The sequence below is a fragment of the Hymenobacter rigui genome, from assembly GCF_003944715.1.
Taxonomy (GTDB): domain Bacteria; phylum Bacteroidota; class Bacteroidia; order Cytophagales; family Hymenobacteraceae; genus Hymenobacter; species Hymenobacter rigui.
In genome coordinates this window covers 127,835-142,717 of sequence record NZ_RWIT01000005.1, presented here as the reverse complement: position 1 = coordinate 142,717, position 14,883 = coordinate 127,835, and the positions used below count along the sequence as shown (strand labels likewise).

At 57.8% G+C, this 14,883-nt stretch carries 15 protein-coding genes; 8 read left to right on the top strand and 7 right to left on the bottom strand.

What is annotated here, in order from left to right; all coding sequences use genetic code 11:
* Positions 1–6: 6 nt before the first annotated feature.
* From EI291_RS11550 to tilS, 3 genes are all read right to left on the bottom strand, one after another.
* The gene (locus EI291_RS11550; protein WP_125419992.1) at positions 7–639 is read right to left on the bottom strand and encodes a macro domain-containing protein; all 633 of its coding nucleotides are present in this window, start codon (positions 637–639) and stop codon (positions 7–9) included.
* Between the two features lie 107 nt (positions 640–746).
* Positions 747–1,688, bottom strand: a complete 942-nt coding sequence (gene mdh, locus EI291_RS11545) for a malate dehydrogenase (RefSeq protein ID WP_125419990.1) — start codon at positions 1,686–1,688, stop codon at positions 747–749.
* Positions 1,689–1,812: 124 nt separating this feature from the next.
* Positions 1,813–3,141, bottom strand: a complete 1,329-nt coding sequence (gene tilS / locus EI291_RS11540) for a tRNA lysidine(34) synthetase TilS (protein ID WP_125419988.1) — start codon at positions 3,139–3,141, stop codon at positions 1,813–1,815.
* Between the two features lie 193 nt (positions 3,142–3,334).
* On the opposite strand from tilS, the gene EI291_RS11535 reads away from it, so the two are divergent.
* The 8 genes from EI291_RS11535 to EI291_RS11500 all read left to right on the top strand — a co-directional run bounded on the left by EI291_RS11535 (position 3,335) and on the right by EI291_RS11500 (position 11,518).
* Positions 3,335–4,999, top strand: a complete 1,665-nt coding sequence (locus EI291_RS11535; RefSeq protein WP_170172607.1) for an OstA-like protein — start codon at positions 3,335–3,337, stop codon at positions 4,997–4,999.
* An 88-nt stretch (positions 5,000–5,087) separates the two neighbouring features.
* Positions 5,088–5,912, top strand: coding sequence for an outer membrane protein assembly factor BamD (locus tag EI291_RS11530; RefSeq protein WP_125419984.1), 825 nt, complete (start codon positions 5,088–5,090; stop codon positions 5,910–5,912).
* A 105-nt stretch (positions 5,913–6,017) separates the two neighbouring features.
* The gene (locus tag EI291_RS11525) at positions 6,018–6,347 is read left to right on the top strand and encodes a DNA-directed RNA polymerase subunit omega (protein ID WP_125419982.1); all 330 of its coding nucleotides are present in this window, start codon (positions 6,018–6,020) and stop codon (positions 6,345–6,347) included.
* A gap of 126 nt (positions 6,348–6,473) precedes the next feature.
* Positions 6,474–7,034 carry a flavoprotein gene (locus EI291_RS23520; protein ID WP_125419980.1) on the top strand — a complete coding sequence of 187 codons (561 nt, stop codon included), beginning with the start codon at positions 6,474–6,476 and terminating at the stop codon, positions 7,032–7,034.
* 111 nt (positions 7,035–7,145) lie between these two features.
* On the top strand, positions 7,146–7,799 hold the full coding sequence (locus EI291_RS23515) for a phosphopantothenoylcysteine decarboxylase domain-containing protein (protein ID WP_125419978.1): 654 nt from the start codon (positions 7,146–7,148) through the stop codon (positions 7,797–7,799).
* Positions 7,792–8,715: a type IX secretion system protein PorD gene (gene porD / locus EI291_RS11510; RefSeq protein ID WP_125419976.1), complete on the top strand. Its 924-nt coding sequence runs from the start codon at positions 7,792–7,794 to the stop codon at positions 8,713–8,715. Before EI291_RS23515 ends, porD begins: the two co-directional genes overlap by 8 nt.
* 159 nt (positions 8,716–8,874) lie before the next feature.
* Positions 8,875–10,548 (top strand): DNA repair protein RecN, encoded by a 1,674-nt coding sequence (recN, locus tag EI291_RS11505; RefSeq protein ID WP_125419974.1) that lies wholly within the window; start codon positions 8,875–8,877, stop codon positions 10,546–10,548.
* A 151-nt stretch (positions 10,549–10,699) separates the two neighbouring features.
* Complete coding sequence (locus EI291_RS11500) at positions 10,700–11,518, top strand: enoyl-ACP reductase FabI (protein WP_125419972.1); 819 nt, start codon at positions 10,700–10,702, stop codon at positions 11,516–11,518.
* 67 nt (positions 11,519–11,585) lie between these two features.
* Here EI291_RS11500 and EI291_RS23595 read toward each other — a convergent pair whose 3' ends face one another.
* The 4 genes from EI291_RS23595 to EI291_RS11480 all read right to left on the bottom strand — a co-directional run bounded on the left by EI291_RS23595 (position 11,586) and on the right by EI291_RS11480 (position 14,770).
* Positions 11,586–12,224: a DUF3885 domain-containing protein gene (locus EI291_RS23595; protein WP_125419970.1), complete on the bottom strand. Its 639-nt coding sequence runs from the start codon at positions 12,222–12,224 to the stop codon at positions 11,586–11,588.
* 19 nt (positions 12,225–12,243) lie between these two features.
* Positions 12,244–12,654 carry a hypothetical protein gene (locus EI291_RS11490; protein WP_125419968.1) on the bottom strand — a complete coding sequence of 137 codons (411 nt, stop codon included), beginning with the start codon at positions 12,652–12,654 and terminating at the stop codon, positions 12,244–12,246.
* A 158-nt stretch (positions 12,655–12,812) separates the two neighbouring features.
* On the bottom strand, positions 12,813–13,880 hold the full coding sequence (locus tag EI291_RS11485; RefSeq protein ID WP_125419966.1) for an SDR family oxidoreductase: 1,068 nt from the start codon (positions 13,878–13,880) through the stop codon (positions 12,813–12,815).
* 131 nt (positions 13,881–14,011) lie between these two features.
* The gene (locus EI291_RS11480) at positions 14,012–14,770 is read right to left on the bottom strand and encodes an alpha/beta fold hydrolase (RefSeq protein ID WP_240635519.1); all 759 of its coding nucleotides are present in this window, start codon (positions 14,768–14,770) and stop codon (positions 14,012–14,014) included.
* Positions 14,771–14,883: the final 113 nt, after the last annotated feature.

Below are 14,883 nucleotides of genomic sequence, written 5' to 3'. Positions count from 1 at the left end.
TGCGGGCTACGGAATATCGTACTTGATATCGGACTCGTTGTGGGTGTAGAAGTAAGCGTAGTTGCCGCACATTTCCTCCCAGTCGGCTATAGTAGCGTGTTTCTGCTGCATTACATCTTCCCAGGCAATGCGCATCTGGCGGGCACACACCAGCGGCCTTACCTGCCCAACGCCGGTACCTAAGCCCGGTACGGCTACTGTCTGCACCACTTCTTTCACCGGTCGGCCATCGGGCAGGCAGGCGTGTTGCAGCAGAAGCAAGATGGCCCGCATGCTGTGGTATACATTCGGCCCGCGCGTAATGGTCATGGGCGTGCGCATGGTGGGCGCCGCAATCAGGTACGGGAACTGCGCGTGGCCGGTAGGCAGAATTTCGGCCTGACCCACCAGTAGTTCCCCGTAATATTTCTGGCGGATAACCTGCTGAAGGTCCTTCTCCAGATGCCAGCCCAGGGTTTTGGAAATGGCAAAATCAATGCCGCCGTTCATGTAGCCGAAACTGTTAGCGGGGCTTACCAGCGCATCGGCGGGCACGTCGAAAATGGAGCCGTGGCGAATTGTGACCTGAGGTACATCGGCGAAAACATGGTGCCAGGCGTCGGTAATTTCGGGGTTAGTGTCAGTGAAGTAGAAGTGCATAGATGGGTTTACCCCGGCAACATACGAATTTCAGCTTCCTGCAAACGCAAAAAAGCGGCTGCTCCATAAGGAACAGCCGCTTTTTTGCTGATGGTGATAGAGCAGAACTAGGCCGAAGCCTTGCTCATATTGTCCAGTGCATCCATTACTTCTTTCACGTGGCCGCGCGAGGTTTCCAGCAGCGCCTTTTCCTCGTCGTTGAGTTGCAGCTCGATTACCTTTTCGATACCGTTTTTGCCCAGGATAACCGGAGCACCCAGGTACACGCCGTTGATGCCGTACTCACCCTGCAACTCAATGCACACGGGGAACACGCGGCGCTGGTCGCGCACAATGGCTTCTACCATCTGGGCAGCGGCGGCACCGGGGGCATACCAGGCCGAAGTACCCATCAGCTTCACCAGCTCACCGCCACCAACGGCGGTGCGCTGCACAATGGCGTCTAATTCTGCTTTGCCAATCAGCTCGGTCACGGGAATGCCGCCTACGGTGGTGTAGCGGGGCAGGGGTACCATGGTGTCGCCGTGGCCACCCATCAGTACGGCCTGAATGTCTTTGGGGCTCACGTTGAGGGCCTCGGCCAGGAAGGCGCGGTAGCGGGCCGTGTCCAGGATGCCGGCCATGCCAAACACCTTCTCGCGGGGCAGGCCCGAGGTGAGGTGCGCCTGGTAGGTCATCACGTCGAGCGGGTTCGACACCACGATGATGATGGCGTTGGGCGAGTATTTCACCACCTGCTCGGTTACCGACTTCACGATGCCGGCGTTGGTGGCAATCAGGTCGTCGCGGCTCATGCCGGGCTTGCGGGGCAGGCCCGAGGTAATCACCACCACGTCCGAATCAGCGGTGCGGCTGTAGTCGTTGGTTACGCCCACGGTGCGGGAGTCGTAGCCGATGATGGGGGCTTTCTGCCAGATATCCAGGGCTTTGCCTTCGGCAATGCCTTCCTTGATGTCAACGAGGACGATTTCGTTGGCAATTTCGCGGGTGGCCAGTACATCGGCGCAGGTTGCGCCTACGTTGCCGGCTCCAACTACGGTAACTTTCATCAGTGGATGGAATTGGGTGTGAACTATGGGATGCGCGTAAAGCTACTTTATAGAAGTTAGATATGAGAAGCAAGAAGTGAGACTTTTATGCTAGCGACGTTCCGCGTGATACAAAGCATACCTTCTACATCCGCTTCACCACCAGCACCCGCTCGGTATTCTCCGTTACTTTAAACCGCTCATCGGGGCGGAAGCCGATAACCCAGGCAATTTTGCCGTCGGCGGATACCAGCACCCACACGTTGTCCTTAAGGTTGAGGGGTACTTTCTGGTCGATGAGGAAATCGGAGAGCTTCTTCTTGCCCTTCATGCCGATGGGCATAAACCAGTCGCCTTCCTGCCAGGGGCGCACCGTGAGCGGAAATTTGAGCACGTCGGCATCCAGAGCGGCCAAAGCTTTGCCTTTGGGCACGTCGTAGCCTTCGGTTACTTCCGTCAGCTCGGTGCGCAGGTGTAGACCGTCGATTTTCAGGGCTTCCTGCCCGGCCTGCAGCTGGTGGGTGCCGAAGTGCTGGAGCTTGCGCGGGGTAATCACCAGCTGCTCCCGATCCTTCACCAGCTGGTGCGTCGGCGACTCGAAGCGGCGGCCCGGCTCGGCTGTGAAGCTCTGCACAATGTCCTTGGTCACGAGGTAGCTGAAGCCGAAAGGCCGCAGTAGCTCATGCAGCACCAGGGCTGTGGCGGCGGTTTTCTGCAGCGTCCGGATGTCGAGGTAAGTTACTTCGGCTTCCTGGCGCTGGGCCTGGGCAGCAGTTTCCTCCACATAGCGGCGCACGATTTCCTCGGCCGCGCCCACGCGCTCCGCCGTTACGCTCATGGTGTGGTCCAGGCTAGGGTTGATGTCGCGCAGCACGGGCAGCACCTCCAGGCGCAGGCGGTTGCGCTGGTACACCGGCGAGTCGTTGCTGGCATCCTCGCGCCAGATCAGGCGGTTTTCCACCACGTAGTCGTACAGGTCGGGCTTGCTCACGGCCAGCAACGGGCGCACCAGATGGCCGGTTTTGGGCCGGATGCCGTGCAAACCCGCCAGGCCGGTGCCGTGCACTAGGTTCAGCAGCATGGTTTCGGCCGTGTCGCGCTGGTGGTGGGCGGTGGCTACAGCGGCGTAGCCCTGCTGCGCCCGGATGCGCTCAAACCACTCGTAGCGCAAAGCCCGGGCGGCCATCTGCGTCGAAATGCCTTCCTGCTCGGCAAACTTCTTGGTCTGGAAAAACTCCACGAAGTAGGGGGCCTCGTACTTATCAGCCAGTTTGCGTACAAACTGCTCGTCGGCGTCGGCCTCCTCGCCCCGCAGCCCGAAGTGGCAGTGTGCCACCCCGAACTTCACACCCAGCCGGTGCAGTACCTCGGCCAGCACCACCGAGTCGAGGCCGCCGCTGACGGCTACCAGCAATGTGTCGGTAGGGGAGAAGAGGGCATGTTCCTGAATGAAGGCTTGAATCCGGTCGAGCATGAAATGGTGCTTAGTTGGTAGTGCTTAGTGCCTAGTGCTTGGTCCGTGGGGTGAAGTGGGTAGCTTAGAACAGACTAAGCACTACGCACCAAGCACTAGGCACTACAATACTATTCCACAAAGAAAACCGTTAGCAACCGCCCTTCTGTACCTTTGCGCCGAAATGTCGTTCCCGAAGCCTCTTTTTCTTCTGTTGCTGCTGCTCCTGCCGGTCCTGGCGTGGGCCCAGCAGCGCCCGGCCGCGCGGCCGGGCACTCAGCCTGTCCCCCAGAAAGGCCAGCAAATTGAGCTGCTGCCCGGTGCCGGCCAGCTGGTGGGCGGCACCTTCAACGGGGTGGAAATCCGGAAGGTGCTGGGCAACGTGCAGTTCCGCCAGGGTACCACGCTGTTGTTTTGCGACTCGGCCTACCAATATACCGAGCGTAACTCGCTGGAGGCGTTCAGCAACGTGCGCATCGTGCAGAACGACACCATCACCATTACCGGCGACCGGGGCACCTACGACGGCGACACCCGCAAGGCCCGCATGACCGGCAACGTAACCATGCGCGACCCGCGCATGACGCTCACCACCCAGCTGCTCGACTACGACCTGAACAATAACTTGGCCTATTACAGCACCGGTGGCCACCTCCAGGACCCCGAAAACACGCTCGACAGCCAGTTCGGCTACTACAACACGCAGAGCAAGGTGTTCAGCTTCAAGCGAAACGTGAAGCTGGTGACCAAGGACAATACCATCGACACCGATACGCTACAGTACAACACTGTCAGCAAGATTGCCTACTTCTTCGGGCCCACCCGCATTAAAGGCAAGCAGGGCAACCTCTACGCCGAAAACGGTACCTACAACACCGTTACCAAGATTTCCAACTTCGCCCGGAACGCCAAAATCGAAACGCCCAACTACCTGCTGGGTGGCGACAAGCTCTACTACGACGAAGCCCGGCAGTACGGCGTAGCCACCGGCCGCGTATCGATGACCTCGAAGAAGGACAACCTCGTGATTCGGGGCGACGTGGGGCGGTACTGGCGGGCCCAGGGCCGGGCCAAGGTGTACGGCAGCCAGCCGGTGATGCGCAACATCAACGCCAAGGATACCCTGTATCTGTCGGCCGATACGCTGGTGAGCGTGGAGGGCCGCCCGCCCCAGAACAAGGCCGGCGTAATCTACGCCTACCGTAAGGTGCGCATCTTCCGCTCCGACCTGCAGGGCCGCTGCGACTCGCTGACCTACGACCGGCAGGATTCCGTCATCTACCTCAGCCACGACCCGGTGCTCTGGAACAAGGGCAACCAGCTCACCTCCGACTCGATGGAGATTCAGCAGCGCAAAGGGCAGATTGACCAGATGCGCCTGTTCGGGCACGCGTTCAGCATCGGGCAGGACACGCTGCTCAACTTCAACCAGGTGAAGGGCCGCAACATGGTGGCCTACTTCCGCGACAAGTCCATCAAAAAAATTGATGTGCTTGGCAACGCCGAGAGCCTGTACTATGCTCTTGAGGGCGACACGGCCGTGTCGGGCGTCAACAAAAGCCTCTCTGCCACTATGGCGCTGCGGTTTCAGGACGGCAAACTCAATACCATCAGCTTCCTTACTAACCCCGAGGCTCAGTTTATTCCGCCCAACGAGCTGAAGCCGGAGGACGCCAAACTCAAGGATTTCCGCTGGCGCGCCAAGGAACGCCCCACCCGTCGCCAGACGTTGGGTAAGCACTTTGCGCTACCCGTTAAACCGAAAAAGAAGACGGCCCCCGTCAAAACGAAATCAGCAACCACCAAAAAAGCTGCTCCGGCCCGAAAAAAGCCGGCGGTTGTAAAACCAAAACCAACTCCCAAACCGGTGAAGAAATAGAGTTGCAGGCAACGTTTCCGGCTAACAACCAACAACTAGTAACCGGCAACGAAGTTGCCTCACCGATTCTTCTTACCTTTGCGCCCTTATGCTGTCTTTCCGTCCTGCTTTTTTTGTTCTGTTATTGAGCACCTTGCTGCTCGGCTCCTGCACCGGCTACCAAAAGCTGCTCAAGAGCACTGATGTGAACAAGAAATATGAAGCCGCCATCCAGTATTACGAAAAGGGTGACTACTTCAAAGCCGGTACTCTGCTGGAAGAGTTAATTCCGCTGCTGAAAGGCCGCCCCGAATCGGAAAAGGCCCAGTTCTATTTTGCCAATACCAACTTTCAGCAGCGCAACTACACGCTGAGTGCTTACTACTTCAAGACGTTCTACGAAACGTATCCTAACTCCACTTACGCCGAAGAGTCGGCCTTTATGCAGGCCAAATCCCTGTTCCGCGACTCGCCGGACTACCAGTTGGACCAGACGAATACGTTTACTGCTCTGGAGGTAATTCAGGATTTTCTGAACCGCTTCCCCGAAAGCAAGTTCCGCCCCGAAACCGAGGGTATGTCGCAAGAGCTGCAGAAGAAGCTGGAAAATAAAGCTTTCCGCTCCGCCCGGCTGTATTATGACCTGCGCTATTACCAGTCGGCCGTAACGGCATTTACGGGTTTTCAGCAGCAGTATCCGGCATCTGCCTACGGCGAGCAGGCGGCTTTTCTGAAGCTCAGTGCCCAGTTTGATCTGGCTACGGAAAGTGTGGAGGAAAAGCAGCGGGAGCGGTATCTGGAAGCCATTGCCTTCTACCAGAACTTCATTGACGCTTTCCCGCAAAGCAAAAACCTGAAGGACGCCGAACGGATGTACGACCAGTCCCGCGACGCAGTAGCCAAGCTTAAGCCCGAAACTACCGCCGCGAAATAATGTGTTGATGCGTACTTTGCTGCTGTGAGGCTATCCTGGCTGAAACACAGTAGCTTATCAATACATTAGAAATCAACTCATCAAAAATCAGCACATCAACCTCATATGAAGACTCCGAACAACGTTCCTGCTTCCATTGTAACCCGTAACATGTCGGATTTCACCGCTGAAACCGGTAACGTGTACGAAAGCATTGCCATCATTTCGAAGCGTGCTAACCAGATTTCCGTGAAGCTGAAAGAAGAGCTGAACGGCAAGCTGGCTGAGTTTGCTACCACCGTCGACAACCTGGAGGAAGTGTTTGAAAACCGGGAGCAAATCGAAATTTCCAAGCACTACGAGCGTCTGCCCAAGCCTACTAACTTGGCGGTAGAAGAGTTCCTGGAAGGTAAAGTACACTTCCGTACTCCTGCTGAAGACGAGCTGAAAGGCTAGTTTTCTGATCTGGTATGACCCCGTAAGAACGTCATGCTGAGCCCCGCGACCTGTTTCGCATGGCCCGGTATGGCGTTTTTGCCGTTACGCCCGCGCCGTTTCATTTTGCTGCTTTTCCTCTGACTGATGCTCCAGGGTCGAAAAATTCTTGTGGGTGTGTGCGGCAGTATTGCCGCTTATAAATCGGTGTTTCTGGTACGCCTGCTGGTGCAGGCCGGCGCTGAGGTGCAGGTAATTCTGACGCCTGCCGCCACGGGTTTCGTTACGCCGCTCACGCTGGGCACGCTTTCCAAACAGCCGGTTTTGCAGGGCTTCCTGAAGGACGAGCGGGCGGGTGAATGGCACAACCACGTACACCTGGGCCTATGGGCTGATGCCCTAGTAGTAGCGCCGGCGTCGGCCAACACGCTGGCCCATTTTGCCAATGGCCTCTGCGACACGCTGCTGGATGCCGTGTACCTTTCGGCCCGCTGCCCGGTATTTGTGGCCCCGGCCATGGATCTGGATATGTATCAGCATCCGGCCACGCAGGGTAACCTGCAGCGCCTGCGCCAGTACGGCAACACGGTGTGGAACTCACCGGCCGGCGAGCTGGCCAGTGGCCTCAACGGCCCTGGCCGCATGCTGGAACCCGAGGATATTGTGCAGGAGCTGAAAGGGTTTTTTCAATTAAAAATTGAGAATTAAAAATTAAAAATGTGACGAGAAGTTGCCTGATACCGCCACAGGCCAGAGAAAGTCAAGAGCGGACTACGGAGTTGACTTTTAATTTTTAATTCATAATTCTTAATTCAAAAAATGCGCGTCCTCATCACGGCCGGTCCTACCTACGAACCCCTGGACCCGGTGCGGTTCATTGGCAACCACAGCACCGGCAAAATGGGCTACGCGCTGGCCGAAACCTTTGCCGCCAACGGGGCAGAGGTAACGCTCATCAGTGGCCCAACTGCCCTGCCGGACCCCGGCCACGCGCACATCCGAACGGTGCGTGTGCAAACCGCCGACGAAATGTACCAGGCAGCTGCCGCCGCAGCTGCCACGGCCGATGTATGGGTGTTTGCGGCCGCCGTAGCCGATTACAAGCCCGCGCACGTAGCCGAAAACAAAATCAAAAAAGCCGGTGATACGCTCACGCTGGAGCTGGTGAAGAACGTGGATATTGCGGCGGAGCTCGGGAAAACCAAGCGGCCCGAACAATTTTCCGTGGGTTTTGCGTTGGAAACAGAAAACGAGCAGGTGCATGCCCTTGACAAACTCCGGCGTAAAAACTTTGATATCGTGGTACTGAACTCCCTGCGCGACGCGGGGGCCGGTTTCCGCCACGATACCAACAAAGTGACCCTGCTGGAAGCTGATGGGCGAATAACTACCTTCGACCTGAAAGCCAAGGTCGAAGTGGCTCGTGATATTGTACACGCCGTTCTGGCCCGCTTGCCTCATCCACATGCGTAAACTCTTTTCGTTGCTGCTTTCATCCGCGGCTGTACTGGTTACCAGCCAGGTAAGGGCTCAGGAACTACAGGCGGAAGTAACCGTGTCCACCGAAAACGTGACCATTTCGGACCGGCAGCTGGTGCAGGATATGCGCAATGCTATGCAGACGTTTCTGAACACGCGCGCTTTCACTAACCAGACCTACCGGCCGGAAGAGAGAATCCGCTGCAAGGTGTTTGTAGGCATCACCGAAATACCGCAGAACGGCACCTACAAAGCCACGGTGCGTATCCTGAGTACGCGCCCGGTGTACGGTACCAGCTACGAAACTAATCTGCTGAGCTTCGCCGACCGGGGCTGGATATTCAACTATTCCCCCCAGAACCCGATTGACTACTCCGAAACCACGTTTGTGGGTAATCTGTCGTCGTTGCTCACGTTTTATGCCTACATCATCATTGGCATGGACCAGGACAGCTTTTCGCCTTTGAGTGGTTCGCCATATTACGACAAGGCCCGGACTGTACTGGTAAATGCGGCGTCTCAGAACATCACCAACGAGGCCGACGAAGGCTGGAAAGATACCAACAACGGCAACCGGTACTGGCTGCTCAATAACCTGCAGGACCCGCAGCTGGAAGCTTTCCGGAGTGCCATCTATGCCTATTATCGGCAGGGAATGGACATCTTCATTACCAAGCCGGAGGAAGCCCGTACCAGCATAGCCACCGCGCTGCAGGGAGTACAGCAGGCCGTGCAGCGCCGGCCCGGCACGTTGCTGGCCCGGGCCTTTTTTACCACTAAGGCCGGCGAAATTTCGGATGTATTCCGCACCAGCCCCGATCAGCAGCAGAAAACCCAGGTAGCTACGTTGCTGACGGAGGTAGACCCCACCAACTCCGCCAAATACCAAACTATTCTGCGGCAGCCCTGATGTGAGTCGGCCGAAAGAATTTGCAGGCAAATTTTATTGGCATTTAACTAAATGAACTAGTAGCTTTGCTAAAGCTACTAGACTCGGTTGTGACCAGCCGGCCCGTAGCAGGTTTTTTTGACAGCTACGGTCGGCGCTCCGGCCTTCATTTGGTACACCATGCTGGTTGATCTGCGAATTCAGAATTACGCTCTGATTGAAAAATTGGAGCTGCGTCCCTCGGCGCTACTCAACATCATTACCGGCGAAACCGGGGCCGGTAAGTCGATTATGCTGGGGGCCATTGGCCTGCTGCTGGGTAACCGAGCCGACTCCCGTATGCTGTTCGACACGGACAAGAAATGCGTGATTGAGGGGCATTTCGATATCCGGAGCTATCAGCTGCAGGATATTTTTCAGGTCGAGGATCTGGACTACGACCAGCAGTGCATCCTGCGCCGGGAAATCAGTCCCGCCGGAAAAAGCCGGGCCTTCATCAACGATACGCCCGTGACGCTGGAAACCCTGCGCCACATCGGGGCCAACCTGATGGACATTCACTCCCAGCACGATACCCTGCTACTCGGCGACACGGTGTTTCAGCTGAATCTGCTGGACCTGTACGCCGGCCTGATTCCGATGCGGGGGCAGTACAGCAATGCCTACCGCCAGTACCGGAAGCAGGAAGCCGACCTCAAGGCTCTGGAAGACCAGGTAGCCCAGGCCAATAAGGAGTTGGATTACCACAGCTTTCTACTGAACGAGCTGGAAGACGCCGCCCTCGATAACGAGCGGCAGGATGAGTTGGAGCAGGAAGTAAAAGAGCTGGAGCACGCCGAGGAAATCAAGTTCAAGCTCACCCACGCTTTGCAGGGCCTCTCCGAGGGTGAATACTGCGCCACCGGGGCGCTGAAGGATGCGGCCGTGCTGCTGGGCCAGATTTCATCTTACTCGGAGCCGGTGCGGGAGCTGAAGCAGCGCCTAGATAGTTGCCTGATTGAGCTGCACGATATTGCCGACGAGCTGGAAGCCGTGGAACGCCGCACCGAAGGCGACCCGGCCCGCATCGACGAACTGCAGGGCCGCCTGAACGTGCTCTACAGCCTGCAGCGCAAGCACCAGGTGCGCGACGTGGTGGCCCTGCTGGCCGTGCGCGCCGACCTGCGCGATAAAGTGGGCTCGGTACTGAACCTGGATAAGCAGATTAACCGCCTGCGCCGGGAAGTGGAGGCCAGCCTCGCCACCATCACCAGGCAGGCCGCCCGCCTCTCGGAAGCCCGCCGCAAGGTGTTTCCGAAGTTTGAAAAGGAACTGGCGGCACTGCTCGTTGATTTGGGCATGCCGCACTCCCGCATTGTGGTGCAGCACCAGGAAAGCGCCCCCGCCGCCAGCGGCATTGATGTGGTGAGCATCCTGTTCACGGCCAACAAAGGAGCCCAGCTCCAGACCCTGAGTAAGTCGGCCTCGGGCGGGGAATTCTCGCGGCTGATGCTCTGCATTAAGTACATGCTGGCCGATAAGACGGCGTTGCCGACGATAGTATTTGATGAAATTGACACCGGCATCAGCGGCGAAATTGCGGTGAAAGTGGGCCGCATGATGCAGCAGATGGCCAAAAAGCACCAGCTCATTGCCATCAGCCACCTGCCCCAGATGGCCGCCGCCGGCGACGCGCACTACTTCGTGTACAAGGAAGACCGCGCCGACCGCACCGTGAGCCGCATCCGGGAACTGAACCAGGAGGAGCGCATCCGCGAAATTGCCCAGATGATTTCCGGCGCCAACCCCAGCCAGCACGCCACTCAGAGCGCCCGGGAGCTACTGGCCCTGCGCGGCGTGGAAATGGCGGGGTAGGGGCAGTGAAATTGAGAGGGTGTGAAATTGTGAGGTTGTGAATACTTAACTTGGCGGCACTAAATCCTACAACCCACGCGTGAAGTCCTTGCAGAGTCCTCATTAATTGACGCCTGCATTCCACAACTTCACAACTTCACAACTTCACCATATGGCAAACCTGCTCGCGGGCAAAGTCGGTATCATTTCCGGCGCGCTGAACGAAGAATCTATTGCTTGGAAAGTAGCCCTGAAAGCTCACGCCGAAGGGGCCCGCTTTGTGCTCACCAATGCCCCGCTGGCCATGCGCATGGGCGAAATCAACAAGCTCTCGGAGCAGTGTAATGCGCCCATCATCCCGGCCGATGCTACGTCGATGGAGGACCTGGAGAAGCTGTTCTCGGGCGCGCAGGAGCACCTCGGCGGTAAGCTGGATTTTGTGCTGCACAGCATTGGCATGAGCGCCAACATCCGCAAGGGCAAGCATTACGGCGAGTTGAACTACGAGTGGTACCAGAAAACCCTCGACGTGTCGGCCCTGTCGTTCCACAAAATGCTGGCCGTGGCTGAGAAGCAGGACGCCTTCAACGAGTGGGGTTCGGCCGTAGCCCTGAGCTACATTGCCGCCCAGCGCGCCTTCCTCGACTACACCGACATGTCGCAGGCCAAGGCTATGCTCGAAAGCATTGCCCGCAGCTACGGCCAGCGCCTCGGCAAGCTCAAGAAAGTGCGCGTGAACACCATCAGCCAGTCGCCCACCAAAACCACGGCCGGCACCGGCATCAGCGGCTTCGATGCGTTCTACGAGTACGCCGACCGCCTTTCGCCCCTGGGCAACGCTCCGGCCGAAGCCTGCGCCGACTACTGCATCAGCCTGTTCTCGGACCTGACCCGTTACGTGACCATGCAGAACCTGATGCACGACGGCGGCTTCAGCACCACCGGCATCTCGGAGGAAATCGTGGAATTGATTTCCAAAGCGAATTCGTAAGTATTTTGACTTTCCGGCTACAATAACGCCCGGCCAACTTGGTCGGGCGTTATTGTTTACATTTTTGTTATACAGAGCATGCAAATGTGGCATCCATTTGCTCTCGGTCATAATCCAGCAGCAAATGCTGATGCGACTGATAGATTGGTTGAAGCGCCTTGGTGCTTGGCCCGATGACGTCTAGCCCTCGGTCGTCATACATGTGCAGAACTAGTCCGGAGCGTATATTAACGAAGAATACATCATCGTGCAGTCGAGGAGTTCGGGGTGGAAAATCCTGGTGACTGATGGCTGGCAATAGTTGCCGGTAAGGAATGTCAGCAGCTTGGCGCTCCAGAGTGAAACGAATGAGCTGCGCAGTATTGGCGAAACGGGTTCGGTTAGCAAGCCGGGAGAATTGGACTTCCTGTTTGCACGCATGAAGCAGCCGCAAGACTAGGTTGCTGGCCCGAAACCGCCACCTTCTGTACCAACGAGTATAACGGGACCGCTGTACAACGATGAGTACCAGATCAGTTGGGAGAAAGACGGCCTCAAATACCGTAACCGCTCGTTGAGTTACGCCTGTAAAATAAGCATCATCTGACGTGGTGCCCGCTGCCTGTAAATCGAACCGCAAGCCGATGGGCCAGCAGTAAAACAGCCCGGGGCCAAGTGCTAAGCCTGGATAATGATGATGCAGAAACTCTGATATTGAAGCAGTCATTTACCGGGTGCTCAATCTTTCACTCCTGCGCTCTGAGCCAGTCCTGCGCGTTTTCCAGGCTGTCGAACATATGCATGTGCAGTTGATTGCCGATGCGGAGCTGCAGGTTCTCGATGGACAGCTGGCCGAAGATATCGGGGGAGAGAACTTGGGCAAAGTAGCGTAGGCCGGCGCCGATGATAAGGGGCGTCCATACCTGCTCAATCCAGTCGTTGGCTTCCGTAAAGGCTCCCTGCAGGTTGCGGTGGTCGTTGAGCAGCTTGTCGCAGGGTTCCTGCCGCAGCATATCCACATAGGTGAGGCCGCCATCCATGATGGAGCCTATTGTCTGGTGCCCATACCAATTAGCATGAATCCAGCCGGCGGTGCGGTTGCGCTCCACCGTCAGGTACACGCTTCCATCGCCACGTTTCAGGGATAGTGTCGTCATTCTGATTTCAAGTAGTACATCTGGAAGCAAGGTTCCAGCAGGTGTTGCGCCAAATAAGACAAACAGTGAGGCAACAGGTGGAACTGCTGCACTCAGGCTACACTACTCATTTCAGCCAAACCTGTTGCCTGAACTTGCCAAAAACCGGCTTGCTCTGGTTACGGAATCAGCCGGTCGGCGCGGAGCTGCTCAAACAGGTCAGAAAAGGAGTCTTCGGTAGATTGATATTCCAGGAACCCTCTTTTCCGGCTGTTGGTCATATCGGTCATTACCTCAATGGGGCGGCCCAGGTCCAGGTCGGTGTGCCAGGGGGAGGCTAGGCGGTTGAGGTTGGGTTCAGCAAGCTGATGACGCTCGGCAATTTCGCGCCACACGGCGGCATCCTGGCTCAACTCCGCTTCCAGCGGGTGAATGGTGCCATCATAGCCCACGGCTTCCACCCCAAACCAGGCTGCCAGACGGGGCCACAGCCAGCTCCACCGGAACACGTCCCCGTTCACGATGTTGAAGGCCTGGTTTTGGGCGGCCTCGGTGGTAGCGGCCCAGCGTAGCTGTTTGGCAATGATGCGGGCGTCGGTGACGTCGGAGAGGCCATTCCACTGGGCCTCGGAGCCGGGCCAGCGGAAGGGGCGGCCGGTTTCCTTACAGATGCTGGCGTACACAGCCAGGGTGGTACCCAGGTTCATGAGGTTGCCCACCGCCTTGCCAATGATGGTGTGCGGGCGGTGGATGCTCCAAGTGAACCCGTCGCGGGCGGCGGCGGCGTACACCTCGTCTTCTTGGGCGTAGTAAAAGTTGTCGAGGGGCAGGCGGGGCAGCTCCTCACGCAAGGGGGTGGGCGGCGGGGTGCCCCCGCTCACGTACGCCTCAAACGGCCCTAGGTAGTGCTTGAGACCCGTTACCAGCGCCACATGCTGCACCGATTTCTTGGGAGCCAGCGCATTGAGCAAGTTGCGCACCATCAGGCTGTTTACCCGGATATTTTCGGCTTCGGTATCCTGGCGCATCCAGCTGGTGATGAACACATGCGTGGGTGCTACATCGGCCAAAGCGGCCTGCAGGCTGTCGGGGCTGAGTAAATCGGCGGCTACGGGGTGCAGGCCGGCAATATCCGTGCGGGGAGAGCGGGCCAGCCCATAGGTAGGCCAGCCATGGGCTAACAGTTCCTTGGCCAGGTTGCTGCCGATGATGCCACTGGCACCAACAATGAGAGCGGTATTCTGCATAAAACGGGGAAAGGAAAAGTCGATAGTAAAGGCCCCGGACGTCGGCGGCTTCTGCTACAACAAGTCAACTCTTCAAATAGTCTACCCCGCAGATAACCTGCCCGGTAGGCAGGATGGTAGCCGGCTGCTGCTTAGTGGCTTGCCTTTGCGGGAAACTTTGCCCGAAAGAACTCCTCCACTTTGCGGTTGAACTCGTCGGCGTGCTCGTGCAGGGTGGCGTGGCCGCTGTTGGGCACAATCCAGAGCCAGGCCCGGGGCAGATTCTGGTAAATAGCCACCGTGTGTTCCGGCCGGATTACGTCCCGGTCGCCGGCAATGATGAAGGCGGGGGCCTTAATGCCTGCCAGTGTCGGCAACGGCACGTGCGGGTGGCGCCAGTCGAGCAGAAATACCTTCCAGTCGTTGCGGCGCTTGGCATCGGTGAAGTGCTGGGTGCGACCTTCCTGATAGCCGCGCTTCATCTGCTGCCACAGCTCAGGCATCAGGGCCGTTGAGTCGGGCCAGAGGTTAGCGCCAGTGGCGGCCAGGCGCTTCACCTTGCCGGGGTGGCGCTGGGCCAGCAATAGCGCCGTAATGCCCCCGTCGCTCCAGCCCAGCACATAGGCTGAGTCGAGGCGCAGGTGCGTGAGCAGAGCCGCGCAGTCGTCGGCCAGCAGCTCAAAGCTCAGGGAGTCGCCGGCATCTGCCGACTGGCCGTGGGCCCGGCTGTCGAGGGCAATGACGCGGTATTTTTTGGCGAAGTACGGAATGGTTTGGGCGAAATCCTGGCTGCTGCCGCCGTTGCCGTGCAGCAGCAGCAGCGGAGCCCCGGCACCGTACGTCTCGTAGTACAGCTTCACGCCGCGCACCGCAGCAAACTTGCCCGCGGCCGGATTGTGTCCGTACGGCACCGTCTTTTGGCCCAGCATTAAACGGCTGAATAGCAGAAGTGGCAGAAGCAGAAGGCAGGCGCGGAGCATCAGGAAATGGGTAAAGTATGTTGAGGCAATCAGGAACGTCATTC

Coding starts and splice junctions, on each gene's coding strand:
- EI291_RS11490 (WP_125419968.1), bottom strand. CDS start 12,654: ATGACGACACTATCCCTGAAACGTGGCGATGGAAGCGTGTACCTGACG.
- EI291_RS11525 (WP_125419982.1), top strand. CDS start 6,018: ATGAAGACTCCGAACAACGTTCCTGCTTCCATTGTAACCCGTAACATG.
- EI291_RS11500 (WP_125419972.1), top strand. CDS start 10,700: ATGGCAAACCTGCTCGCGGGCAAAGTCGGTATCATTTCCGGCGCGCTG.
- porD (WP_125419976.1), top strand. CDS start 7,792: ATGCGTAAACTCTTTTCGTTGCTGCTTTCATCCGCGGCTGTACTGGTT.
- tilS (WP_125419988.1), bottom strand. CDS start 3,141: ATGCTCGACCGGATTCAAGCCTTCATTCAGGAACATGCCCTCTTCTCC.
- EI291_RS23520 (WP_125419980.1), top strand. CDS start 6,474: ATGCTCCAGGGTCGAAAAATTCTTGTGGGTGTGTGCGGCAGTATTGCC.
- EI291_RS23595 (WP_125419970.1), bottom strand. CDS start 12,224: ATGACTGCTTCAATATCAGAGTTTCTGCATCATCATTATCCAGGCTTA.
- EI291_RS23515 (WP_125419978.1), top strand. CDS start 7,146: ATGCGCGTCCTCATCACGGCCGGTCCTACCTACGAACCCCTGGACCCG.
- EI291_RS11530 (WP_125419984.1), top strand. CDS start 5,088: ATGCTGTCTTTCCGTCCTGCTTTTTTTGTTCTGTTATTGAGCACCTTG.
- recN (WP_125419974.1), top strand. CDS start 8,875: ATGCTGGTTGATCTGCGAATTCAGAATTACGCTCTGATTGAAAAATTG.
- mdh (WP_125419990.1), bottom strand. CDS start 1,688: ATGAAAGTTACCGTAGTTGGAGCCGGCAACGTAGGCGCAACCTGCGCC.
- EI291_RS11550 (WP_125419992.1), bottom strand. CDS start 639: ATGCACTTCTACTTCACTGACACTAACCCCGAAATTACCGACGCCTGG.
- EI291_RS11485 (WP_125419966.1), bottom strand. CDS start 13,880: ATGCAGAATACCGCTCTCATTGTTGGTGCCAGTGGCATCATCGGCAGC.